The organism is Filifactor alocis ATCC 35896 (genome assembly GCF_000163895.2).
Taxonomy (GTDB): domain Bacteria; phylum Bacillota; class Clostridia; order Peptostreptococcales; family Filifactoraceae; genus Filifactor; species Filifactor alocis.
On sequence record NC_016630.1, the window covers coordinates 1,500,949 to 1,524,236 of the forward strand.

Genomic DNA, 23,288 nt, shown 5'->3' on the forward strand with positions numbered 1-23,288 from the left:
TTTATAACTACTTCTACTTCATATCATTACCAATTTTTTGTCCCTATTATTTTTATTTCTTATTTCTCAATTCACTCTACTCCATCTGAAAGAAAAAATGTTACAAATTACTGTCTAACCAATTTTTCAGCTCATCGAAATTGTAGTCTGCTTTTAATGCTATTCCGTCTTTAATGATGGAATTTTTGCATTCTCTTTTATAATCTTCCATCATGTTCCCAAAACCACCTCCGCCATGCGTACAAAATGGAATAATGGTCTTGTTGCTCAAATCAACCGTTCGTAAAAACGACAGAACAGGCGGTGCAAATGTCTTAAGCCAGTTGGGCGAGCCAATAAAAACGACCTCCGAATCTCCCATGCTTTCTGTTCTTTCCATCAGAGGAGGACAATATCCTCTTTCAATTTCTTTCCTTACTTCTTTTATCGCAGTATGATAGGAAAATGAATAGGGCTTTTGCGGTTTCAGCTCTCTCAAATCACCATCTGTAATCAATGCAATATCTTCCGCTAATCTTCTTGTGATTCCTGAATAGGAATAGTATACCACCAAAGGTTTCAATTCATATCCCTCCTTAACTCCTTCTTTGTAAATTTAGGATACCATATTCCAAGGTTATTGGATATTCAACTTTTGTTTTTTTCACAGTATTTGTCTTATGTTTTTTATCATCCCTATTCAAATGAATGCTTCTTTACCAGTTTTCATACTTAATTTGTTCTATTCTAACAATTCCTACCTATATTCAGTTTCTAACACTCTCTTCTTATGAATCCCTATCTCAAATTTTACCCTATCGCACAAAGTTCCCAATAAAAAAATACCTAAGAGTTATCTTAGATATTTTTCACTACTGCGCTATTTCAAATCAATGTGATTTAATTTACTTGTTCGATGTTCCCTGTAAATCAAATACAAAAACATCATAGACATTAACATCCAATAAATAAATTTTATTACTTTTCGCATTACTCAAGTCTTACATGATGTTTCAGTTGGAAGTTTTCATCATTTGAGCATAGATAAATAATACCTTCTATAAATCCAACGATAGCAGGAATTCCGGTCCAACAGAACAAGATGTATATAATCCCCATTCCAATCTTACCTAAATAAAATTTATGAACACCGATTCCTCCTAAGAAAATTCCAAGTAACCCTGCTACAAGCTTATTCTTTACAGGCCATGAAGGATTGATTCCTGTCACATACACCCGTTGAGGTTGTTGAGATGCCTGTTGTACCGATAACTTATTACCACAAAACCTACATTCTGTTGCTCCAAACTCATTAGAAGCTCCACATTGTGGACAAAAATTTCCTGCCATAATTTTATTTCCTCCTTAAATTTATCTTCTACCCATTAAATACATTAGGATAGATGCCAAACAATAAACAAACAAGACTACCAAATGAATCAATAGGAACAACACACTTCTTGTTGATGCAACATATACGACGTTCACTATATCCAACACAATCGTGTCAATGACTGTAACCATTCCCCGGCGGAACAAAATATCCAACTTTAATAGACTACAAGAATATATTGCAGTATAAACGATGGTTTCAAAATCAATGCAGCCATAAAATTTTCTTATGTATCTATGCTCAAAGCTGTAAAAAACACATAGAGAACAGCCGCACAGTTATCTCCTCGAAATTCATATATTCTGAAAAATTATATCATGATGCCCTTCTATTTTCAATTACTTTCTTCTTGCTTTAATCTTCCTTGAAGGATATGTTTACTCGAATGCTCTACACATTTACAGACGAAATTCTATTTTTTCGTTGCACTGATACACATAAAAATCCTTCTTCCAGGCTATTTCACTTCTGTTAATCATTTTTTCCATGTTTCATTATTCTAAGAATGCAGTTTTTCTTTTCATTTTCTCATTCGATTTCTGGCATATTTCTACAAGATTCGATATAATGGGTTATCTTTTTCTCATATGAAAGCAGCACAAGAGTATCCTAACTTCCAAATTGCACAAAATTCGCACTGAATCTTGTCCTAATGAAAGTAAGGAAACCGGTGACTTAAGAGAGAATAAAATAACGGATATCCATTTAGCAAGATAATAGAAGACAATTAGAACACTTAATCATATCTTAGGAGAACACCATGTATCTGAATCACAAAACCTACTACACCTTAAATCAAGCTCTCAAGGAAGAGTTTGGCGAAAAAATCATCAAACTTTCAATTGACGGAGGTTTTACCTGTCCGAACAGGGATGGCACCATTGCAAAAAGAGGCTGTCTGTTCTGTTCTGAAAAAGGGTCAGGAGATTTTACCTCATGTGCGGACAGTATTACCGAACAAATGGAACAACAAATTTCTCTTCTATCCAACAAATGGAACAACGCAAAGTACATCGCATACTTTCAAAGTTTCACAAACACTTATGCAGATGTAAAAGAACTGAAGAAAAAATATGATGAGGCACTGGATTTTCCAGATGTTGTCGGCCTTGCCATTGCAACAAGACCTGATTGCCTCTCTGAAGAAATATTGGACTTATTGGAATCTTATTCCAAACAAACTTTTTTGTGGATAGAACTCGGACTGCAAACCATTCACGAAAAAAGCGCCGTCCTACTTCGACGGGGATATCCCCTTTCAACATTCGATGATGCTATCAAAAATCTTCACGAAAGAAATATTCGTACGGTAGTCCACATGATTCTGAACATTCCGTATGAAACACAACAACAAATGCGTGAGACTGCCATCTATCTTTCAAAGAAAACAATTTGGGGACTCAAAATTCATATGCTCTATGTTTCTTCGGACAGTGATTTGGGCAAGCTTTATCAACAAAATACGTTTCCTGTCTTTTCGAGGGAAGAATATATTGATTCTGTAGTAGATATTCTGTGTCGAATCTCTCCTAACATCGTGATTCATCGACTTACCGGCGATGGAGATAAAGCGACACTCTTAGCTCCTCATTGGATTCGAGATAAGCGCTCCGTCTTAAACGGAATCGATAAAAAAATGCGATCGGAAAAATTATTGCAAGGCTTATTGGAACACCAACTTTGTCCATAACATATCTTTCCTTAGATTAGAATAGAATGAATTTGGTTAATTGTAAAATGAAAATGAACTAAAAAAATTCCATAGAAAATCACGTTTGGTATAATTGAATCACCACAAAACAAAAAAACCAAAGGTGATGACTATGGAATATAATAATACTACAGCAAATTCAAGAAAAAATAAACATTTAAACGATTTCGAAAGAGGACAAATTCAACTTCTGCATAATAAAGGATATTCAGCATACAAAATAGCAAAAGAACTTCGTAGAGCATCCAACACCATAAGAAATGAGTTAAAAAGAGGTACAGTAACTCAAATAAAAGGAATACATGATGTACAAGTATATTATCCGGATACAGGTAAGTTAGTATATGAGAAGAATCGAAAAAATTGCAAAAAGAAATTTAAAGCCTTGAAATGTAGCAAATATTTAGACTTTGTAAAGCAAAAGTTTAATGAAGAAAAATGGTCGTTAGATGCAATTTGTGGATATGCAAAGTTAAATAAGCTATATGAAGGTCAAAGAGTCTGCACCAAGACATTATACAATTATGTAGATATAGGTCTAATAGGAATAAAATCTATTGATTTGCCCTTAAGAGTGAAAAGAAAACCGGCTAAAAAACGAGTAAAAGAAAACAAAAGAAAACTTGGAAAAAGTATAGAAGAAAGACCGCAAGAAATAGAAACAAGAAAAACATTTGGAAATTGGGAAATAGATACAGTAATACCAAAGAAAAACAAAGAAGAAGCATCATTAATAACCATAACAGAAAGAAAAAGTCGAATGGAACTAATCTTAAAATTAAACAGAAGAAAAGCATCCATAGTAAATGAAACATTAAAGAACACATTGAACAGATTGAAGGAACCACAAAAAATATTTAGAAGCATAACAAGTGATAACGGCTTAGAGTTTGCGAAATTATGTGAACTTGAAAAAACATATATAGGAAACATCTATTACTGTCATCCCAATAATCCCCAGGAAAGAGGAACAAATGAAAAGCACAATAGCCTAATCAGAAGATTTCTACCGAAAGGAAAATCATTAAATGATTATGAAGAAGAACACTATATAAAGATAATGAATTGGATGAACAATTTGCCAAGAAAAATCCTAAATTACCGCACTCCTATAGAAGTTTTTATAGAAGAACTAAATAACTTAGGACTTTTAGATGATAATGAGGAATTAGTTCAATTTGATATTGCAATTTAAGATAGAATGAATTTTAATATCATTTTTCAAAAAACTCTTGCTATTCTGTATAAGATAGTGATATACTCATGTTGTAAAAAATGAATATGTTCTTCAGGGCAGGGTGCAATTCCCTACCGGTGGTACAGCCCACGAGCCGAAAGGCATGACATGGTGTGATTCCATGGCCGACAGTATAGTCTGGATGAGAGAAGAAGTATAATTGTATCAATGAAATCACTTGAAACAGTCCCTTTGTGAAAGGAGTTGTTTTGATGCATAGATTCCTTTGTTACTCATCAGCCTTGGTTAAAACCAAGGCTTTTTTAATCAAAAAATCTTTCTGCTTCAGAAAGATTTTTGGTAGCGCCATGAAAAACATATTGTTCATGGTGTTTTTTTATGGAAAGGAGGTTCATCGTGGTCTTTCATGAAACATATATGAAAACGGCAATCGAACTTGCCAAAAAAGGAGAAGGCTATGTTTCTCCAAACCCTCTCGTAGGTGCCGTCATTGTGAAGGATGATATCATTATCGGAAGCGGATATCACACAAAGTACGGAGGTCTTCATGCAGAACGAGAAGCACTCAAAAATTGCAGGACTTCACCAAAAGGAGCAAGTATGTATGTTACCTTGGAACCATGCTCTCATTACGGCAAACAACCGCCCTGTGCCTTGGCAATCATTGAATCGGGAATCGATACCGTATATATCGGTTCTTCCGATCCCAATCCCGAAGTAAACGGAAAAGGAATTCAAGTACTGAGAGACGCAAATATAAAAGTGGTGACCGGTTTGTTAAAAGAAGAATGCGATTCTCTTAACACCTTCTTTTTTCATTACATTGCAACAAATCGTCCCTATGTTACACTCAAGTTTGCAATGACGATTGACGGTAAAATCGCAAGTCACTCAGGAAAGTCTCAATGGATTACAGGAGAGTCGGCAAGAGCTCAAGTACATCGAGATCGCAAGCGATATCAAGCCATTATGGTAGGTGTCGGAACAGTCTTTCAAGACAATCCGGTGTTAAATTGCAGAACGAAAGAAAATCCCGTCAGTCCGATTCGTATCATCTGCGACACAAAGCTAAGGACTCCTATGAATTCCAAAATTGTTCAAACTTCCAAGGAGATTCCGACCTATCTTGCAACCTGTTGTACAGATAAAAGCAAGCACAGTCCTTACGAGATGTACGGTTGCTCTATCCTTGTCACAAAACAACAAAACGGACATATCGACTTAAATGACTTAATGCAACAACTTGGAAAAATCGGCATTGACAGTCTCTTTGTAGAAGGAGGAGGCACTCTTAACTGGTCGCTCCTTCAAGAAAATTTGGTCAACCATATCCAATGCTATATCGGAAATAAAGTGTTAGGCGGTCAATCCGCAAAAACTGCAATCTTGGGAACAGGATTTGACACACCGAATGACAGCCCTGCTTTTAAGCTGTCAAATATAATGTGTTTTGATGAAGATATTTTATTGGAATACGATATCATCACCTAATGACAAAACGTTCTCTTTTTTCATTCGAACATTCATTTTTTATCTTGTTCACCCGAAACAAATTACAATATTTGTTTGTATCACTATGATTATACGGAAAGGAAAACTATGTTTACAGGAATTGTAGAAGAAATCGGAACCATATCCAATCTCAAAAGAGGAGTTCATTCTGCAACTCTCACCATCAAGGCAAAGAAAATATTGGAAGACATCCATATCGGAGACAGTATCTGTGTCAACGGAGTGTGTCTTACGGCAACGAGCTATACTCCGACAACATTCTGTGCCGACATTATGCACGAAACATTGAATCGTTCTTCTTTTCAAACTTTATCCATCGGAGATTCTGTCAACTTAGAAAGAGCCATGTCCGCAAACGGTCGTTTCGGCGGACATTTTGTGTCGGGACACATCGATTGTATCGGGCGTATCTCGTCCGTTCAAAAAGATGACAATGCCGTCGTATATGCCGTGGAACCGTCAAAAAACATCTCACGCTTTATTGTAGAGAAAGGTTCTATCGCAATTGACGGGATTAGTCTGACCGTTACAAAAGTTACCGATTCTACACTATCCATATCCGCGATTCCGCATACAATACGAGAAACAGTTTTGTCTCAAAAGCGTATCGGCGATATGGTAAATTTAGAAGTGGATGTCATCGGAAAGTTTGTTGAAAAATTACTCTATCCTGACCGACATCAAGCTTCTTCTGAACAAAGTTCTTCGATTACTCTTTCATTTCTATGGGAGAACGGATTTTAAACCGAGGATATCGTAATACATAGAGGTTAAAATAATACACAAGTCTGTGATTATCATACAGTAACAACTATAGAACAGTGCAATCTCATTATGTTACAAGGTAATGAATTGCAACCTCTATCTATAACAACGATTACTCCATAAAAGAAACGAAATAGACTAAAAATATCATTTCTAACTACAACATTATGATACGGGGAGGTTTTCAGCATGAAAGACTTCAATACAATTGAAGAAGCATTAGAAGCATTAAAACAGGGAAAAATTATTTTAGTAACGGATGATCCCGACAGAGAAAACGAGGGAGATTTCATCTGTGCGGCAGAATTTGCAACACCTGAAAATATCAATTTTATGGCAGTTCACGGAAAAGGGCTCATCTGTATGCCGATGTCAAAACACTATATTGACAAACTCAAACTTCCGCAAATGGTGCAAGAAAATACGGATAATCACGAAACAGCATTTACCGTATCCATTGACCATATTGACACAACAACGGGAATTTCAGCTTTTGAACGCTCTGTTACCGCAATGAAAGCATTAGAAGAAGATGTTCGCCCGGAAGAGTTCAGACGCCCAGGGCATATGTTTCCTCTTCTTGCCAAGAAAAACGGTGTTTTGGAACGCAACGGACACACAGAAGCGACCGTTGATTTGATGAGACTTGCCGGACTCAAAGAAATGGGACTTTGCTGTGAAATTATGAAAGATGACGGGACTATGATGCGTACCAAAGAACTTCGCAAACTTGCAGAACAATGGGATATTCCGTTTATCACTATCAAAGATTTGCAAGAATATCGCAAACGAAATGACAAGTTGGTACAATGTGTCACCAATACCAAAATGCCAACCAAGTACGGTGAGTTTCGTGCGTACGGATTTATCAATCTGCTGAACGGAGAACACCATGTCGCCCTTATCAAGGGAGATATCGGAGACGGTACGGATGTACTGTGCCGTGTGCACTCGGAATGTCTGACAGGAGACACATTCGGCTCGCTTCGTTGTGACTGCGGAGAACAATTCGCAAGCGCAATGCGACAAATCGAGGCGGCAGGAAGAGGAATCCTGCTTTATATGAGACAAGAAGGGCGAGGAATCGGTCTGATTAACAAATTAAGAGCATATGAGTTGCAAGAACAGGGATTGGATACCTTAGATGCCAACCTGGCGCTTGGATTTCGTGCAGATGAGAGAGAATACTACATCGGAGCTCAAATCCTAAGAGATTTAGGTGTGAAGAGTATGCACTTGCTGACCAACAATCCCGACAAAGTATACCAACTGGAGGACTTCGGTCTTAGCATTACAAAAAGAGTTCCTATCACAATCGAGGCAACAGAACATGATTTGTTATACTTACAAACCAAGCAAAATCGCATGGGACATATTTTAAATTTTGAAATGGAGGCTTAATCATGAGAACATTTGAAGGAAAATTAGTAGCAAAAGATATGAAAATCGGAATTGTTGTAGCAAGATTTAACGAGTTCATCACATCGAAATTGCTCGGAGGAGCAATGGACGGTCTGATTCGTCACAATGTATCAGAAGAAAACATAGATGTTGCCTGGGTACCGGGTGCATTTGAAATTCCGCTGATTGCATCCAAAATGGCTGCACTGAAAAAATATGACGCCGTCCTATGTCTCGGTGCTGTCATTCGCGGAAGCACTTCACACTACGACTACGTATGTAATGAGGTATCGAAAGGTATTGCAAGCATTTCACTTGAATCCGGAATCCCTGTAATGTTCGGTGTTATTACAACGGAAAATATTGAACAAGCAATCGAAAGAGCAGGTACAAAAGCAGGAAATAAAGGATTTGACTGTGCTGTTTCAGCAGTAGAAATGGTAAATCTTATCCGAGAGATTGAGGCATAATCTATGGCATATTTGATTTTTGACTATGACGGAACCCTACACAATACCATTTTAATCTATCGTCCCGCACTTCAAAAAGCATATGACTATCTGGCAAAACAGGGCTTTCGCACAAACAAAATATTGTCCGATGAGGAGGCGGGAAGATGGCTCGGGTTCAATGCAAAAGATATGTGGAATGCCTTTGCTCCCGATTTAAGCCCAAAACTGCATCAATATTGCAGCACCATAGTCGGAGAAGAAATGCAGCGACAAATTGATATCGGATCAGCAAAACTGTATCCGAAAGCACTTGACGTCCTTTCCAAACTAAAATCTCAAGGACATCATCTCATTTTTTTGAGCAATTGCAAAATCAGTTACCTGAACATGCATCAAAAACAATTTGAGTTAGAACGATATTTTTCAGCATTCTATTGTACCGAAGCATTTGATTGGAAAACAAAAGAAGAAATTTTTCCAGCCGTCAAACAGGATATGCTGTCCGTGTTTCCAAACGAAGAACCTACTTTTATCGCCATAGGAGACCGCTTTCATGATTTGAACCTCGCACTCCGACACAATCTGCCGTTTGTAGGTTGTAACTACGGATTCGGAACAGCGGAAGAATTACAACAATCCACTTGCATTGCCCACTCTGCGGAAGAAATCGAAAGTTGTGTACATCAGTTGCTTCACACAAATTTATCCTATCTTTGAAACAAAGTATCCTATACAGGGTTCTTCGGCTTTATCTTCGTTTCAGAATGATATCTCTCAAAACAAGTACACCGGTTATTGTGTGCGAATAGGATTACTTGTTGTGAATAACATCACAAATTAGGATGAACAATTACAAAACAATAGAAACAAATAGCCCTTGTCCTTTTCATTTCAGAATCGGACAAGGGCTGTTTTAGCGAATAAGGAACAAACTCTATCATCGGCAACTGATAGCAATCACTGAGTAAAATGATAACAAGAGTCTGTTTTTTTGATGCTATTCTAATTTTATTCTTGTTTTCATAATCACACACTATGTATCCATTTTAAAATAGTGCTTTGTAAGGATACAAAACCCTTTTTTAACCTATATGTTTCATCCTACCATTCTATTCATTTATCTATCATCTGTTCGGTTTCATCATAAAACAAGCAATTTCTAAAATCTGATTGTAAGCATCAAACTTGTCATTCTCTCAAACTGACCGCCAAATCTTTTACCATAGCACCTACCGTCAAAGTTTTTGTCAATTTATCGGGACAACTCCGTCTTCTCTAAAGAATATAAAAGGAATAGGATACTGCTCTATCCATTGACTAATGCCACAACCCTTTGTGAATTTTAATACCGTACTTCTTGGTCTCTTTCTGTAGATTACCCACCATTTGATCCGTTTTCTTACTTTTTCCAAAGATCACATTGCTTGCTCTTCCATGTTTTTTCTCAATCTGAAGAAGATATCTTCTTCCTCCACCCTTCCTACCGTGAAAACAATGAATTTGAATACGCTTTATCTCACTTAACGAAATGATTCTTTTTCCAAAAAACACAGCATTGTGAATATAAAGATTTCCATTTCTGATATGATAAGGTGCAAAAAAACTTCCACCACTTTTCCAAACAACAAACAATCTTCGAAGGCATAGCAGTATCATCACTCCTATCAGCAAAATACTTACATACCTAAAAAGCGACATCTCCCATACCGATTCAAATCCTATCAAAAAATATTTAAACATCTTCTCATCCTCTTCCCTAATATCCTTATCCTTAAAAATATCAATTTTTTCTGTTCTTTATTCCATAAACACCCTAAATAACCCCTGACAATTTTGGCAAAGTTCATCCTGTACTTGATACACAGATATTATACTATTTCAATATTCTCTTTCTCTCAAGGTATATTCTGTTCCTAATACTCATTTTCTGCGAAAACAGATTACTCGTCTTCCCCTTCTCCGACAACACCTTTGATATCTTTACACAAGGATGCTAACTCTTCTATATCTGATAAACTGCCTGTTCCGAAAAGATTCCCGGAAGTTGAGCCTTGAATGGTTTTGTATGTCTTAGGTCTTACTCTAAAGGATATTTTTTCATCATCAACATAGAAATCCGCTCTCAAAGACTTTACCGACATACTTGAGTTATCCTTTGTATAACAACCGGAAATCTGACCTTGGACCATTTCATTCCCATTTTCAAAAATCTTTATCTTCGTTTCTTCAAGCTCCACGCTATAATGTTTCACCAATTTTTCCTTTATTTTTTGAAACAAAACATTTGCAACAGCAAGTAACAAAAAAATAAACAAAAGCAATAATACCGGATGCGATTTCAATGTTTTATCCAATCCGCTATAAAACAATCCTAACTGAAATAACAGCATAGAGAATCCAAATACCGTAACGCAACTCAAACCCATTATTACATCGTTTTTTGATGTTATCGCTATAAATTCATACCTTTTCATACTTATTCTCCCATATTCCGTTCTATAGGAACCGTTCTCCAATGACAAATTTCTCCTATCATCATTAGAGAATTGATTCGAACACTGCTATTGACAACTTTTTTACACATTCTTTGTTGTCTGTCGCTCCTTCGTCAACTTCCTGTACGATAACCGTTTCCAATCAATGCAACTCTGAAAAAACCCTTGTTTGAACTACATATTTTTTGCAGAATCAAATTTCTGTCCTACCTGTTTGCCCAATTCGGAAAGCTGTTTCAATACTTCTGCTTGACAAACAAACAAAACATAGCTGTCACTATCAATGTCCATTCCTCCTACACAGAAGTCCTTATCCATCCATTTTTCATCCAATACCTCGCACCATGTAGGGATATCATCATCCTTTTTGAACCAATCTTCTTGTATCTCCAAACGATGTCGATTCGCCAAACTTTTCATCTCATAGAAGAAATCCTCGGCATCTGTCTTCCAATCCAATTCAATCGCTTCGTTGCCGGATAGCATCTCATCTACCATTCCAATCCATATAATAGTCTTATCTTCTTGATTTCCGTCAATGCAACGTTCTTCATAAATGTCGGCTTTCTCTTTGTAATACTGTTGAGGAGATTCCAAACAAAATTCTAAGTTAGAGCGAACTTCTGTATTCTCTGTCAACAGTGCAACCATTTTCCTATACGATTCAACATCAGAGTTTGTCCCCAAATCCAACACCACTTCCCACTCCTTCACATCAAATGAGGTACTGTAATCTATTACCTTTCTGAAGATGGACATTGTTTCTTCTTCAGTAAGTCCGTCTTTTCCGTAAATCAGAATATCATTATTACGCTTCTCGCTAACAGTACCGACCTCAAGATGAAAGTAATTGGAATCTTTATCCTGACAAACTTGGATAAATTTGCATAAACATCCTACAGTCTGTATTCTAATCGGTTCAGGTGGAGTTAAAATGATGAAATCAATATCCCCTTTTTGAATTGATTCAAGTTGTTGTTTCAACTCTTTTTCTGTAAAGCCGTCCTGTTCTGTTCCATCAACATCCAATACCCAATCCGAACAGTTGAAATCCTTCTTTTGTTCTTTTTTTGTCGAAGGACCGGAATAGACTTCAGAACGAGAACCGTTGACTTTCATGGTATCTTTTAACTTTTCAACTTGATATCTAATATATTGCTTTTTAAACAACATGGTAGCAAAAAACGGTACAATCATCAACGGAAGGACCATCACTCCACCGACAATCGCTAACCCTCTATATTGATTTCTTGTATGAACATCTTTAGACATTGTATTTAGAATATCAGCCATATAATAAAAAAGCTGACCGTCTGTTAACTTGTATAATAAAAATCGTTCTATGATATATATCCCAAAAAATATCACAACCATTCCAATGGCAGCTTTATGACATATCTCCATCTTCTTTTCCAAACTGATTGATTCACTGTCAGATATCTTCTCAAACCACTTCTCAGCCCGTTCTTCTTTTGTCATCCTGTTTGTCCTCCTTCAATAAATATGTTATTTATCTTGTATTGTACCATAAATTCCAAGTTCAGTCTTCGACTTCAGACAAATTTCACTGAGACATACGATATATCAAACTTTAAACTTCTCACTTTCCTTTTTATGATTAAGATGTATTGTTGTATCATATTCTGTATGAACACCCTGTATTTAGAAACATAATTGATACTAAAACTCAATATAATGATTCAATTATTTTTTGGAAAAGGAAGTATTTCAGACACTTGAAAAAATTATGGGAGAACTCTGTAAAAGTGTAAATAAACTGATTCATGAAACAATCAAAAATAACTATTGGTTCAATCATTTCATAGAGTTTTAGTATGAACAAACAATGAAAGAAACAGAGTTTTTATTTTTGCACTATTAAAATAATTTAGAAAAAACAAAAAACTTCTTTACTTTTTAATTTTATCGTGTTATGATGATTCACAAGAAATAACAAGAAAAAGCATAGAGAAGAAATAGTACTTCTGTTGTCCCTCTTACAGAGAGTGTATGGTTGGTGAAAATACACAGAGAAGATAGAAAGAACACATCTTTGAGCTGATCGGTGAAGCATTTTGCCACTAGCCGACTCCGGAACCTCGCACCCGTTATCGTGCAAGAGTATGATTGTACTCGTTGAGGATGATATCGCAAGGTATCATTAAAAAAAGGTGGGACCACGTGAGCAGCAGCTCTCGTCCTTTTCGTAAGAATCGGACGAGGGCTTTTTTATTGGATAAGCAATAAAATTCCAATATGGAAACGGAATAAACCTCTTATAAAGGCGTGCTCCAAACATAACACTCTTAAGAAATGGTTTTTATTCCTCTCATATCTTTCCCTCCTCTCAAAGAAATTTTTTCATCTCTAAACGTCATTGATGATGACACAACTTCACTCAATTTCACTGAAAGAAGAGTAAAACAGAAATTTATTCTTTCTTCTGATTTCTTTGCCTCTGTTCTTGTTTTCAAACAAGAGCACCGTTTGCACAAAACCATCAGAGATTTCTTTTGGGATAGTGTAACAAAAACTCTTGTGTTCACACATTACAAATTTTTCATGATTGAAAGGAGTTATTCAAATGAAACAAAAAAACATCGTATTATTTTTAGTGGGTATCCTATTTCTTTTCTCTCTTTGCTCTTGCTCGAATAAGCAACCATCACAGGGAAACAACTCAGAAACATCGAACTATGTCATCGGTTTGGATGACACCTTTGCACCGATGGGATTTCGAGATTCTTCCGGAGAATTGGTTGGATTTGACATTGATTTGGCAAAAGAGATTGCACGTCGAAAAAACTTTACCGTTACTTTTCAATCGATTGACTGGGCAATGAAAGAAAATGAATTGAATGCAAAAAATATTGATATGATTTGGAACGGCTATTCTATTTCCGAAGAACGGAAACAAAAGGTTGCATTTTCCACGCCTTATGTGGAAGACAAACAACTTGTTATCACGATGAAAGACAGCCCCATTACTACAATAGAAGATTTGAAGGGGAAAGTAATCTCCCTTCAAGCAGAGTCTACCGCCATTGACGCTGTCAACCAAAATCCTACCATTTCGACAAGTTTAGCAAAAATCGTCGAATATCCGAGCAACAACGAAGTATTCCAAGATTTGCAAACAGGGCGATGCGATGCCATCGTTGTAGACGAGATTTTGGCAAGATACTATATGAAACAAAACGCCTCACAAGAGTTTCGTATTTTAGAGGAAGCTTTGGCAACAGAATATATGGCAGTCGGTATCAGAAAAGAAGACACTGAACTATTACAAGCAATCAATGACGGATTGGAAGAACTCAAAGCGGACGGAACTTATGATGATATCCGACAAAGATGGTTCTCCAATTAAAAACAACTTGTCAAATGATTCTTCATTTTGAAAGGAGAGACGACAACAATGCTAACTTCACTCATCACCCTAAGTTATCAAGGATTATTGACCACATTGAGCGTGTTTTTTTCCACGCTCTTGTGTTCCATTCCTTTGGGACTACTCATTGCACCGCTTCGTGACAGCAAAATTCCATGGGTAAAAACAATTGTCAAGCAATATATCTATGTCATGCGTTCTACCCCACTTTTGCTCCAAACCATGTTTCTGTTTTTCGGCTTGCCGTTGGTACCCGTTGTTTCGATTACACTGCCAAGATTCACAGCAATCTGGCTTGCTTTTACGCTGAATTATGCCGCCTATTTTGCAGAAATTTTTCGTGGCGGAATCCAGTCCATTCCAAAAGGACAGTATCAAGCGGCTAAAGTTCTCGGATTGAGCAAAAAAAATACCTTTCGTTACATCATTGTTCCGCAGGTTATCAAAATCACCTTGCCTTCCGTTGCCAACGAAGTCATTAATCTGCTCAAAGATACTTCTCTCGTATACATCTTAGGGATGAGTGATATCCTAAAAGTTGCAAAATCCGTATCCAACACATATGCGAGTTTTGTTCCTTATCTGTTTGTTGCGTGCTTGTATTTTATACTCGTATTTCTGCTCACTTTCGCTTTGGAACGAATTGAAGAAAAATTTGCTTACTATGAATAGGAGGTTCCGCATGAAACTAATTGCAAACAATGTTACAAAATCATTCCATCAGCAAATCATTTTTGAACATTTATCCCTTTCCATCTCTCAAAAAGACATTATCTCCGTTTTCGGACCGTCCGGAGAAGGCAAGAGCACCTTGCTGAAATGTCTGTGCGGACTGGAGCAAGTAGAAGAAGGAGAAATTTTCTTCCTAAAAAACAACTCAAAAAAAACTCCTACTCCAAGCGAAATCGGGATGGTATTTCAAGACTATCAACTGTTTGCTCATTTGAATGTCGAACAAAATCTTACGCTCTCTCCTATTGTCAACTCTCTCATGAGCAAAGAAGAAGCTAAAAATACAGCAGCTACCCTTTTGGATCATTTTGGACTTCTTCACAAAAAATTATCCTATCCCTTCCAATTGTCCGGAGGAGAAAAACAACGAGTTGCAATCGCAAGAGCTTGCATGCTGAATCCTACCATTCTTCTGTTTGATGAACCGACAGCGGCACTTGATCACAAGAGCAAACAAAAAGTGAAAGGAATTTTTCATGATTTACAAAAACAGGATATCGGAATCCTTTTTGTAAGCCATGACAAAGAGTTTGTAGAGGATATCAGCACCAAAAAATTCATGCTGAAAAACAAACTCCTGATAGAGCATTAGTGTTATCGAAAAGAAATTTGTGATACCGGAACCTAACAAATCTGCCATCCATTTGAATGGGAAACAAATCTGTTTCAGATAATGATAACGGGAACGAAACGGAAGAACATATTGAAGTCATGAAAGCAAGAACAATAACTTAACATAATTATGGTAGACAAGTGAAACAAACAACGGTATTCCAATAAAAACAACTCTATCTCCTAAGCAATTCTTCTCTTTTGAAAAAATTATTCCTCTGTATTATTTGAAATCATAGACTCCTTATTGTAAAATATAAGAGGATACCAAGAATAACAAAAAGACTTTTATCACAGGTATCCTTCGACAACGATTGTTACTACAATAAGAATTTGATACTACAAATAGACTTTACTACCAAAGAAAGGAATTTGCTATGGACTACTTACAACGATACCAACAATGGCTTAATGATACTGCAGTTGATGATGAGACGAAAAAAGAACTTCTTGCCTTACAGGAAAATGATGAGGAATTAAAAGACCGTTTTTATCAAGAGTTGGCATTTGGAACGGCAGGTCTGCGTGGAAAATTAGGCGCCGGCAGTAACAGAATGAACTCCTACATTGTCGCAAGAGCAACACATGCGTTTGCAAAAGTAATCTCTTATTACGGAGAAGAGTTCAAACAACGAGGAGTTGCCATTTCACATGACTGTCGCATCAAATCAGATGAATTTGCCAAAATTGCAGCATGTACCTTTGCCGCACACAATATTCCTGTGTATCTTTACGAAAGTTTAAGAAGTACACCTCAACTTTCTTTTACCGTAAGACATCTCCACTGTGCCGGCGGAATCAATATCACTGCCAGCCACAATCCGAAAGATTACAACGGATATAAGGTGTACTGGGATGAAGGTTCTCAAATCAAGGACGATATCGCAAACCAAATTGTGCAAGAAATCCAAAAGATAACATCGTTTTCTGAAATTCCAACCTATTCCTTTGAACAGGCGTTACAGGAAAAAAGAATTCAATGGATTGGAGAACCGATAGACACCATCTATTTGGAAAAAGTAAAATCTCTTTCCTTGCGTGATGAAGAAATCGACAAAAACATTTCTGTCGTATATACTCCGTTAAACGGTGCCGGAAGTATTCCTGTCCAAAGAGTGTTTCGTGAGCGAGGATTCCACAATGTCCATGTCGTAAAAGAACAGGAACAGCCTGACGGAACATTCCCGACAATAGAATATCCGAATCCCGAAGACCTTCGTGCATTTGAGTATTCTCTTACACTTGCAAAAAAAGTAAACGGAGAACTGTTGATTGCAACCGACCCTGATTCTGATCGACTTGCCGTAATGTGTTATCACAACGGAGAATATCATGCTTTAACAGGAAATCAGACAGGTGCTCTCTTAATCGAATATCTTTTTTCTTCCATGAAAGAAAAAAATCTCCTTCCAAGCAACGGTCTTATGGTCAAAACTATTGTAACAGGAGAAATGGGAGCAACCATTGCAAAATATTACGGTGTAGAAGTTGTCAATGTCCTTACCGGATTCAAAAACATCTCTGCAATCAGTAACCTGTACGAAAAGACGAAAGAAAAACAAGTGTTGTTCGGTTATGAAGAAAGTATCGGATATACTGCCGGAACATTTGTAAGAGATAAGGATGCCGTATCCTCTGCAATGCTGTTAACAGAGGCTGCAGCATATTACAAAACAAAAGGAATGACATTGATAGATGTATTGCAACAACTATTCCAAACACACGGCTACTTTGCAGAAGATACCATTTCTCTGATTCGGGAAGGAATCAGGGGACAGGAAGAAATCCAAGCAATCATGCGCTCCTATCGAACAGACTATCCAAAAACAATCGGCTCACTCTCTTTGGTGACCTATCTTGATTATGCTATCTCTGAATCTGTTTATATCAAAACACAAACGGTATCCAAAATCGATATCGAACCAACCAATGCCATCAAATTTCTGTTTGAAGACGAATCTTGGTATGCTCTTCGTCCGTCAGGTACCGAACCGAAACTGAAAATCTACTTTGGAATCAAAGCAAGTTCACAAAAAGAAGCGGATGAAAAACTAAAACAATTCAAGAGCACTGTTCTGTCCTTGAGTGAAAAATAAAACTTCCGAGAAAAAAAGATTGTTCCTATTATCACATAGGATACAATCTTTTTTTCTCAACTTTCCACCACATCAGTCGTAGTTGGTGAAAATCATATTTTTTTCACGAATTAAAACAATGATTTCTATATTTCTTCTAACTTAAACTCCTCTTCTTTCTTATCAAATGTAAGCGCATATTCCTTATTTGGTTCAAGGTGAAAATTCACTTTAGCCGGACCCCAAGTCGTTGTAACATTTTTGTGCAATACTCCCGGTCTTGTATAAGAATAAGTAACTCTCAAAACAATATCTCCCGGCATCGCATACACAACATATGATGTCTTATCTGTAAATACCGCAGCCTCTCCGCTTACAACTTCTGCCAATAACTGTTTGCTGGTAATAAGATTGGTACCTGTTGAAAGAGATACTTTTACAGCTCCCTTATGTTCATCTAACCACTTCTCCTTTGCCTTTTTATTCATCTTCATATAGAAAATCGCATACACACCTGAAAAAAGAAACATTCCAATGATGAAATATGCATACATCCCCATTGAAAAAAATGAATCTAACGCCGCTTTCATACCAAATTCCTCCTCATAATAAGCTTCATTTTAATTTTTTACCATATCGTTTTTACTTAACTTCATTGCAATATTACTCAAACCCTAAATCATATAACAGTTGATTGTATTTTCGATATCCCAGCAACGATAAATCAAAAGTTTCTTGTACTCCGTTTTCATCTGTAATCTTCAAAGTAAATGAGTCAAAATCCCTGCTTTCCGACCTTATGTTAATCTTATCAATCTCATAATGATACTCTTTCTTTCCAAGATAGATATCCAAGTCATTTCCCTCTACGACTACTTTCAGTTTCATATCTCTTATCACATTTACAAAAGATATCAGTGATACAACACTTGCGCCAATAATTGCTACTTTCGTCCCAAAGAAATATCCCAATGTAAAAAATAAAAAGATAAATACAAATACAACAGCAACACAATTCCAAATTGCAGCAATCGGACTTCTTTTATATACCATTGTCTTCACCTCCCTCAATATGTAAATATCAACAGAACACAGACATCTGTACATTTTCCCATAAATCCTATCATAGAAATAAAAATTTATCAAACAAAAATTTTAATTATATTTGAAAAATATGTTTATTTGATATTGATTATCGGTATCTATTGTAGTATATTGAAAGAGAAATACCATGGTAATACGATACAAGAACACTATTTTTATCTATCATGGCAAGTTCTTTTCGTTCTGTAAGAATAAAACTGTTTTACAAGAAATATTTTTGTATCTCCGATTTTATTCTAACAAAAATTATCATTTTTGAGGAGGATTATTATGTTAAAAAAATTATTGATATTATGTTTAAGTTGTGTATTAGCAATCTCCTTGACAGGATGTCATAACAAAACTTCAGAAACACAAGGAGGAGACAATGCAGGAGAAAATACACCTACTCTACAAGTAGTAGCAACTTCTACCATGTTAAGAGATTTGGCAGAACAAATCGGAAAAGAGAAAGCAACGGTTACCGGAATCATGGCTCCCGGAGTAGATCCACATCTTTACAAACCTACTGCCGGTGATATTGAAAAGATAGAAGGCGCACAGATGGTCGTATATAACGGTCTGCACTTTGAAGGTCAAATGGTGGATGTATTGGAAGGACTCAATGGAAAAGTAGTAGTCAACGCAAGCGCAGGACTGCCAAAAGAAGATGTGCTTCCTTTCGCAGATGACCCGATTGGTGACCCTCATATCTGGAACAGTTCCAAAAACTGGGAGTCTGCCGCAGAACAGGTAGCAAAAGGCTATATTGAACTTGATCCGGAAAACAAAGAATTCTATGAACAAAATTTGGAAGCTTATAAAAAAGAATTAGCGGAACTAAAAACATACATTGATGAAAGAGTTGCAGAAATTCCTGAAGAATCTCGTGTATTGGTAACTGCTCATGACGCATTCAGTTATTTTGCAAGAGATTACGGTTTTGAAGTAAAGGGAATTCAAGGAATTTCCACAGAATCGGAAGCATCTACAAAAGATATTTCCGACTTGGCGGAATTTATCGTTTCACGCCATATCAAAGCCATCTTCTCCGAGTCTTCCGTTCCACAAAAAAATATCGATGCTCTAAAAGAGGCTGTCGAAGCGAAGGGACAATCTATTGTCATCGGCGGACAATTATTCTCAGACTCTCTTGGAGATGAAGGAACTCCTGAGGGTACCTACATCGGTATGATGAAATACAATATTGATACAGTAGTAAATGCATTGAAGTAAAGAAGGTATTTTTATGTCAGATAAGATAGCAATTAAGGTAGAAGATTTAACAATTGCATACAATCACACCCCTGTTCTATGGGATATTGACTTGACGGTTCAAAAGGGAGTTTTAATGGCAATTGTCGGTCCCAACGGTGCCGGAAAATCTACATTAATCAAATCCATGTTGGGATTTTTGACACCTGTCAGCGGGAATGTACTGTTTTTTGGAAAACCATACTCTGCTGTCAGAAAAAGGATTGCCTATGTTCCTCAAAAAGGAAGTGTGGATTGGGATTTTCCGACAGACGTCTTCGATGTTGTGATGATGGGACGGTATGGAGAACTCGGTATTTTGAAACGACCAAAAAAAGAGGACTTTGATAAAGTGGAACAAGCATTGGAAGAAGTCGGTATGCTTTCGTTTGCACACAGACAAATCAGTCAGTTGTCAGGCGGACAACAACAGAGAGTTTTCTTGGCGCGAGCATTGGTTCAAAACGCAGATATCTACATGATGGATGAACCGTTTCAAGGTGTAGATGCTAAAACGGAAAAATCCATTGTCAGTGTCCTTCAAAGACTTCGTGATTTAGGAAAAACGGTAATTGTCGTACATCACGACTTACAAACAGTCAAATCCTATTTTGATGAAGTGACCCTCTTGAATATTAAGGTAGTTGCATCCGGACCTGTTCAAGAAGTATTTACGGAAAACAATATCAAACAGACTTACCGCATTGTCTCTCAAAAGGAGGCAGAACTATGATTCAAACATTGATAGAAATGATTCAAAATGACTTTACCTTTCGTGTTGTTTCATTCGGTTCTCTGGTACTCGGTATGATTAGCGGTGCTCTGGGATGTTTCGCCGTTCTTCGAAAACAAAGTTTGATTGGCGATGCGATTTCTCACTGCACACTTCCGGGAATTGCGATTGCATTCCTCATTACAAATTCAAAAAATATAGAAGTGTTGCTTTTCGGTGCTTTGCTCTCCGGATTGCTCAGTATGTACCTTATCACGACCATCGCTTCACATTCCAAATTGAAGTTTGATGCGTCACTTGCATTGGTACTGTCTGTGCTATTTGGAATCGGAATTGTCTTTTTGACCTATATCCAAAAAAATTCCGGTTCTCATCAAGCAGGACTGGAAAAGTTTATCTTCGGACAAGCGTCGTCTCTTCTGAAAAGAGATGTTCGGATTATGATTATAACAGGAATTGTGCTGTTTTCTATGATGATTGTATTTTGGAAAGAATTTAAGTTAGTGACATTTGACCCTGTGTTTGCACAAACAATCGGAATTCCAAGTACATTTTTCGGTGGATTTCTATCTCTTTTAATGGTACTTGGCATTGTAATCGGACTGCAAACAGTCGGCGTCATCTTGATGAGCGCTCTTTTGATTTCGCCTGCATCTGCAGCAAGACAATGGACAGATAAGCTGTCTGTTATGGTCGTACTCTCCTCGTTGTTCGGCGGAATGTCAGGGGTCCTCGGCACAATGGTAAGTTCCTATATTCCGGGGATTCCAACCGGTCCGACCATTGTTGCCTTTATGAGTATCATTGTCTTGGGAAGTTTACTCTTTGCTCCGCGAGGAATCATTCGAAAATGGATGATCCAACGAAAAAATCATGCTGTGCTCTATCAACAACTGAAGGCAAATTCCTATGAAAAAATCGGAGGTGAAAGAATATGATACTTTTCAGTCCACAGACACAGATTCTATTGATTGGAATTGTCGTATCTCTCTCCTGTACTCTGGTCGGCTGTTTTTTACTCTTACGCAATATGTCCATGATGACTGATGCCATCAGCCATACCATTTTACTTGGAATTGTGATCGGATTCTTTTTGACAAAAGATTTATCGTCACCTGTGCTCATTATCAGCGCCGGACTGATTGGTGTACTGACCGTATATTTGGTTGAGGCAATGCATTCTACCAAATTGGTATCGGAAGATTCCGCAATCGGAATTGTATTCCCATTATTGTTCAGTATTGCAATTATCATTATTTCAAAATATGCACGCAACACACACCTCGATGTCAGTTGCGTGATGCTTGGAGACATTACCTTTGCTCCCTACAAAAAACTGATTATCGGAAACTTGGATTTGGGTGCAAGGGCAATCTATAGTTCAGGTGCAGTGCTCGTCATCAACCTTGCATTTTTGATACTGTTTTTCAAAGAATTAAAAGTCAGTACCTTTGATCCCGCTCTTGCGTTTGTACTCGGAATGATGCCGTCTTTGATACATTATCTGTTGATGACTCTCGTATCGGTTACGATTGTTGCATCCTTCGAGGCAGTTGGTTCCATCCTTGTCATCGCATTTATGATAGGTTCACCTGCAACCGCATACCTCCTTACAGAGAATTTGAAAAAAATGATTGGATTCAGCTCCATCATCGGCATCCTCAACAGTTTTTTGGGGTATGAAATTGCAGCTTACTTCGATGTATCCATTCCGGGAAGTATCGCTCTGATGACAGGAATCACATTCTTATTCGTCTTTCTGTTTTCTCCGAAAAACGGTTTGGTATTCCAATGGATGACACATAGAAAAAATAAGCAAACTTTTACCAAAGATACCTTTCTCCTTCATCTATATAACCACCACGGTGTGACAGAAGAAATTTCTGCTGAAACCATCGGAAACCATCTCTGTTGGTCATCAGAACAGGTAAATGACATCAGCTCATCACTTTTAGAGAACGGATTTGTCACAATGAAAGAGGATTGTTTTGTCATTACCTCAAAAGGAGAAGAGCGTCTTCGAAAAAACTATGCTTTTATCTTGGAAGAGTGACGGATATCGGATTAGTGTAAAATACCGGAATATCATGAAACTGTCATAGATGTTCCTTGATTCATCAAACATACCTTCTCTTGTTAACATTGTCCTATTCGAAACAACCGAAATGGAGTATCGAACTGTGAAACCATGAACAGTAACTTCTATACTATGAGATAAAGCAAGGGAATACAAAACTCCATTTGAAAATGATAGATGTAATGTATGAGGATAAAAAAATAAAAGATAAGAGCATGAAAAAAAGCAGATTTTTATACTAAAACTCCATAGAATGATTTAATTATTTCCCGGAATCAGATACTTGAAAAAGTTATGGGCAGCCCCTGTAAAAGTGTAAATAAACTGATTCATGAAACAATTAAAAGTATCCTCTGTAGAGATTGGATTGGTTCAATCGTTTCATCAGTTTTTAGAATTATTATGATTTTAATCAGTGATTCGTATCA

General features: G+C 37.0%; 22 protein-coding genes, 1 riboswitch and 1 other annotated feature. Of the genes, 15 read left to right on the forward strand and 7 right to left on the reverse strand.

The features are described 5' to 3' along the window. Positions 1 to 100 precede the first annotated feature (100 nt). Together HMPREF0389_RS06680 and HMPREF0389_RS06685 are read right to left on the reverse strand one after the other, a co-directional pair. Positions 101 to 562, reverse strand: a complete 462-nt coding sequence (locus tag HMPREF0389_RS06680; protein ID WP_014262868.1) for a flavodoxin — start codon at positions 560 to 562, stop codon at positions 101 to 103. A gap of 407 nt (positions 563 to 969) precedes the next feature. After that, on the reverse strand, positions 970 to 1,329 hold the full coding sequence (locus HMPREF0389_RS06685) for a TM2 domain-containing protein (RefSeq protein ID WP_014262869.1): 360 nt from the start codon (positions 1,327 to 1,329) through the stop codon (positions 970 to 972). Between the two features lie 803 nt (positions 1,330 to 2,132). Between HMPREF0389_RS06685 and HMPREF0389_RS06690 the strand changes: the two genes are divergently transcribed. The 7 genes from HMPREF0389_RS06690 (at position 2,133) to HMPREF0389_RS06720 (ending at position 9,128) form a co-directional block, all read left to right on the forward strand. After that, positions 2,133 to 3,062 (forward strand): TIGR01212 family radical SAM protein, encoded by a 930-nt coding sequence (locus HMPREF0389_RS06690; protein WP_014262871.1) that lies wholly within the window; start codon positions 2,133 to 2,135, stop codon positions 3,060 to 3,062. 133 nt (positions 3,063 to 3,195) lie between these two features. After that, positions 3,196 to 4,278 (forward strand): IS30 family transposase, encoded by a 1,083-nt coding sequence (locus tag HMPREF0389_RS06695; RefSeq protein ID WP_049770186.1) that lies wholly within the window; start codon positions 3,196 to 3,198, stop codon positions 4,276 to 4,278. 85 nt (positions 4,279 to 4,363) lie between these two features. Continuing rightward, a riboswitch (FMN riboswitch) is annotated at positions 4,364 to 4,478 on the forward strand. A gap of 199 nt (positions 4,479 to 4,677) precedes the next feature. Next, positions 4,678 to 5,772: a bifunctional diaminohydroxyphosphoribosylaminopyrimidine deaminase/5-amino-6-(5-phosphoribosylamino)uracil reductase RibD gene (ribD, locus tag HMPREF0389_RS06700; protein ID WP_014262872.1), complete on the forward strand. Its 1,095-nt coding sequence runs from the start codon at positions 4,678 to 4,680 to the stop codon at positions 5,770 to 5,772. Between the two features lie 108 nt (positions 5,773 to 5,880). Continuing rightward, positions 5,881 to 6,537 (forward strand): riboflavin synthase, encoded by a 657-nt coding sequence (gene ribE, locus HMPREF0389_RS06705; protein WP_014262873.1) that lies wholly within the window; start codon positions 5,881 to 5,883, stop codon positions 6,535 to 6,537. Between the two features lie 210 nt (positions 6,538 to 6,747). Next, positions 6,748 to 7,959, forward strand: a complete 1,212-nt coding sequence (locus HMPREF0389_RS06710; protein ID WP_014262874.1) for a bifunctional 3,4-dihydroxy-2-butanone-4-phosphate synthase/GTP cyclohydrolase II — start codon at positions 6,748 to 6,750, stop codon at positions 7,957 to 7,959. Positions 7,960 to 7,961: 2 nt separating this feature from the next. Continuing rightward, entirely contained in the window at positions 7,962 to 8,429 is a 468-nt protein-coding gene (gene ribH / locus HMPREF0389_RS06715) for a 6,7-dimethyl-8-ribityllumazine synthase (protein ID WP_014262875.1), read from the forward strand. 3 nt (positions 8,430 to 8,432) lie between these two features. Further along, positions 8,433 to 9,128: an HAD family hydrolase gene (locus tag HMPREF0389_RS06720; protein ID WP_014262876.1), complete on the forward strand. Its 696-nt coding sequence runs from the start codon at positions 8,433 to 8,435 to the stop codon at positions 9,126 to 9,128. Between the two features lie 600 nt (positions 9,129 to 9,728). Here the strand turns inward: HMPREF0389_RS06720 and HMPREF0389_RS06725 are convergent. From HMPREF0389_RS06725 to HMPREF0389_RS09145, 3 genes are all read right to left on the reverse strand, one after another. Further along, entirely contained in the window at positions 9,729 to 10,151 is a 423-nt protein-coding gene (locus HMPREF0389_RS06725; RefSeq protein WP_014262878.1) for a hypothetical protein, read from the reverse strand. A gap of 200 nt (positions 10,152 to 10,351) precedes the next feature. Next, entirely contained in the window at positions 10,352 to 10,885 is a 534-nt protein-coding gene (locus tag HMPREF0389_RS06730) for a hypothetical protein (protein ID WP_014262879.1), read from the reverse strand. A gap of 195 nt (positions 10,886 to 11,080) precedes the next feature. Next, a complete protein-coding gene (locus HMPREF0389_RS09145; RefSeq protein ID WP_014262880.1) occupies positions 11,081 to 12,385 on the reverse strand; it encodes a DUF6630 family protein in 1,305 nt (434 codons plus the stop codon). Between the two features lie 478 nt (positions 12,386 to 12,863). After that, positions 12,864 to 13,112 (forward strand) — a binding site (T-box leader). 378 nt (positions 13,113 to 13,490) lie between these two features. Here HMPREF0389_RS09145 and HMPREF0389_RS06745 point away from each other — a divergent pair. The 4 genes from HMPREF0389_RS06745 (at position 13,491) to HMPREF0389_RS06760 (ending at position 17,734) form a co-directional block, all read left to right on the forward strand. Beyond that, positions 13,491 to 14,273, forward strand: a complete 783-nt coding sequence (locus HMPREF0389_RS06745) for an amino acid ABC transporter substrate-binding protein (RefSeq protein ID WP_014262881.1) — start codon at positions 13,491 to 13,493, stop codon at positions 14,271 to 14,273. Between the two features lie 48 nt (positions 14,274 to 14,321). After that, positions 14,322 to 14,966, forward strand: coding sequence for an amino acid ABC transporter permease (locus HMPREF0389_RS06750; protein WP_014262882.1), 645 nt, complete (start codon positions 14,322 to 14,324; stop codon positions 14,964 to 14,966). Between the two features lie 10 nt (positions 14,967 to 14,976). Then, positions 14,977 to 15,618: an ATP-binding cassette domain-containing protein gene (locus tag HMPREF0389_RS06755; RefSeq protein WP_014262883.1), complete on the forward strand. Its 642-nt coding sequence runs from the start codon at positions 14,977 to 14,979 to the stop codon at positions 15,616 to 15,618. A gap of 397 nt (positions 15,619 to 16,015) precedes the next feature. Beyond that, positions 16,016 to 17,734, forward strand: a complete 1,719-nt coding sequence (locus tag HMPREF0389_RS06760) for a phospho-sugar mutase (protein WP_014262884.1) — start codon at positions 16,016 to 16,018, stop codon at positions 17,732 to 17,734. Between the two features lie 125 nt (positions 17,735 to 17,859). Here the strand turns inward: HMPREF0389_RS06760 and HMPREF0389_RS06765 are convergent, their stop codons facing one another. Both HMPREF0389_RS06765 and HMPREF0389_RS06770 read right to left on the reverse strand, forming a co-directional pair. Further along, positions 17,860 to 18,303: a hypothetical protein gene (locus tag HMPREF0389_RS06765; RefSeq protein WP_014262885.1), complete on the reverse strand. Its 444-nt coding sequence runs from the start codon at positions 18,301 to 18,303 to the stop codon at positions 17,860 to 17,862. Positions 18,304 to 18,376: 73 nt separating this feature from the next. Continuing rightward, positions 18,377 to 18,766, reverse strand: coding sequence for a hypothetical protein (locus HMPREF0389_RS06770; RefSeq protein WP_014262886.1), 390 nt, complete (start codon positions 18,764 to 18,766; stop codon positions 18,377 to 18,379). 321 nt (positions 18,767 to 19,087) lie between these two features. Here HMPREF0389_RS06770 and HMPREF0389_RS06775 point away from each other — a divergent pair, with 321 nt between their 5' ends. From HMPREF0389_RS06775 to HMPREF0389_RS06790, 4 genes are read left to right on the forward strand one after another with little or no spacing between them, the layout of a single operon-like run. Next, on the forward strand, positions 19,088 to 20,032 hold the full coding sequence (locus tag HMPREF0389_RS06775) for a metal ABC transporter solute-binding protein, Zn/Mn family (RefSeq protein WP_014262887.1): 945 nt from the start codon (positions 19,088 to 19,090) through the stop codon (positions 20,030 to 20,032). A gap of 13 nt (positions 20,033 to 20,045) precedes the next feature. Then, the gene (locus tag HMPREF0389_RS06780) at positions 20,046 to 20,783 is read left to right on the forward strand and encodes a metal ABC transporter ATP-binding protein (protein WP_014262888.1); all 738 of its coding nucleotides are present in this window, start codon (positions 20,046 to 20,048) and stop codon (positions 20,781 to 20,783) included. Then, on the forward strand, positions 20,780 to 21,721 hold the full coding sequence (locus HMPREF0389_RS06785) for a metal ABC transporter permease (protein ID WP_014262889.1): 942 nt from the start codon (positions 20,780 to 20,782) through the stop codon (positions 21,719 to 21,721). Before HMPREF0389_RS06780 ends, HMPREF0389_RS06785 begins: the two co-directional genes overlap by 4 nt. Further along, on the forward strand, positions 21,718 to 22,836 hold the full coding sequence (locus HMPREF0389_RS06790) for a metal ABC transporter permease (protein WP_014262890.1): 1,119 nt from the start codon (positions 21,718 to 21,720) through the stop codon (positions 22,834 to 22,836). The genes HMPREF0389_RS06785 and HMPREF0389_RS06790 overlap by 4 nt, the downstream gene beginning before the upstream one ends. The last annotated feature ends 452 nt before the right edge of the window (positions 22,837 to 23,288 follow it).

Bases quoted from the DNA above. Each gene is read 5' to 3' on its own strand.
- HMPREF0389_RS06685 (WP_014262869.1), bottom strand. From the start codon at position 1,329: ATGGCAGGAAATTTTTGTCCACAATGTGGAGCTTCTAATGAGTTTGGA.
- HMPREF0389_RS06690 (WP_014262871.1), top strand. From the start codon at position 2,133: ATGTATCTGAATCACAAAACCTACTACACCTTAAATCAAGCTCTCAAG.
- HMPREF0389_RS06695 (WP_049770186.1), top strand. From the start codon at position 3,196: ATGGAATATAATAATACTACAGCAAATTCAAGAAAAAATAAACATTTA.
- ribE (WP_014262873.1), top strand. From the start codon at position 5,881: ATGTTTACAGGAATTGTAGAAGAAATCGGAACCATATCCAATCTCAAA.
- HMPREF0389_RS06710 (WP_014262874.1), top strand. From the start codon at position 6,748: ATGAAAGACTTCAATACAATTGAAGAAGCATTAGAAGCATTAAAACAG.
- ribH (WP_014262875.1), top strand. From the start codon at position 7,962: ATGAGAACATTTGAAGGAAAATTAGTAGCAAAAGATATGAAAATCGGA.
- HMPREF0389_RS06720 (WP_014262876.1), top strand. From the start codon at position 8,433: ATGGCATATTTGATTTTTGACTATGACGGAACCCTACACAATACCATT.
- HMPREF0389_RS06725 (WP_014262878.1), bottom strand. From the start codon at position 10,151: ATGTTTAAATATTTTTTGATAGGATTTGAATCGGTATGGGAGATGTCG.
- HMPREF0389_RS06730 (WP_014262879.1), bottom strand. From the start codon at position 10,885: ATGAAAAGGTATGAATTTATAGCGATAACATCAAAAAACGATGTAATA.
- HMPREF0389_RS09145 (WP_014262880.1), bottom strand. From the start codon at position 12,385: ATGACAAAAGAAGAACGGGCTGAGAAGTGGTTTGAGAAGATATCTGAC.
- HMPREF0389_RS06745 (WP_014262881.1), top strand. From the start codon at position 13,491: ATGAAACAAAAAAACATCGTATTATTTTTAGTGGGTATCCTATTTCTT.
- HMPREF0389_RS06750 (WP_014262882.1), top strand. From the start codon at position 14,322: ATGCTAACTTCACTCATCACCCTAAGTTATCAAGGATTATTGACCACA.
- HMPREF0389_RS06755 (WP_014262883.1), top strand. From the start codon at position 14,977: ATGAAACTAATTGCAAACAATGTTACAAAATCATTCCATCAGCAAATC.
- HMPREF0389_RS06760 (WP_014262884.1), top strand. From the start codon at position 16,016: ATGGACTACTTACAACGATACCAACAATGGCTTAATGATACTGCAGTT.
- HMPREF0389_RS06765 (WP_014262885.1), bottom strand. From the start codon at position 18,303: ATGAAAGCGGCGTTAGATTCATTTTTTTCAATGGGGATGTATGCATAT.
- HMPREF0389_RS06770 (WP_014262886.1), bottom strand. From the start codon at position 18,766: ATGGTATATAAAAGAAGTCCGATTGCTGCAATTTGGAATTGTGTTGCT.
- HMPREF0389_RS06775 (WP_014262887.1), top strand. From the start codon at position 19,088: ATGTTAAAAAAATTATTGATATTATGTTTAAGTTGTGTATTAGCAATC.
- HMPREF0389_RS06780 (WP_014262888.1), top strand. From the start codon at position 20,046: ATGTCAGATAAGATAGCAATTAAGGTAGAAGATTTAACAATTGCATAC.
- HMPREF0389_RS06785 (WP_014262889.1), top strand. From the start codon at position 20,780: ATGATTCAAACATTGATAGAAATGATTCAAAATGACTTTACCTTTCGT.
- HMPREF0389_RS06790 (WP_014262890.1), top strand. From the start codon at position 21,718: ATGATACTTTTCAGTCCACAGACACAGATTCTATTGATTGGAATTGTC.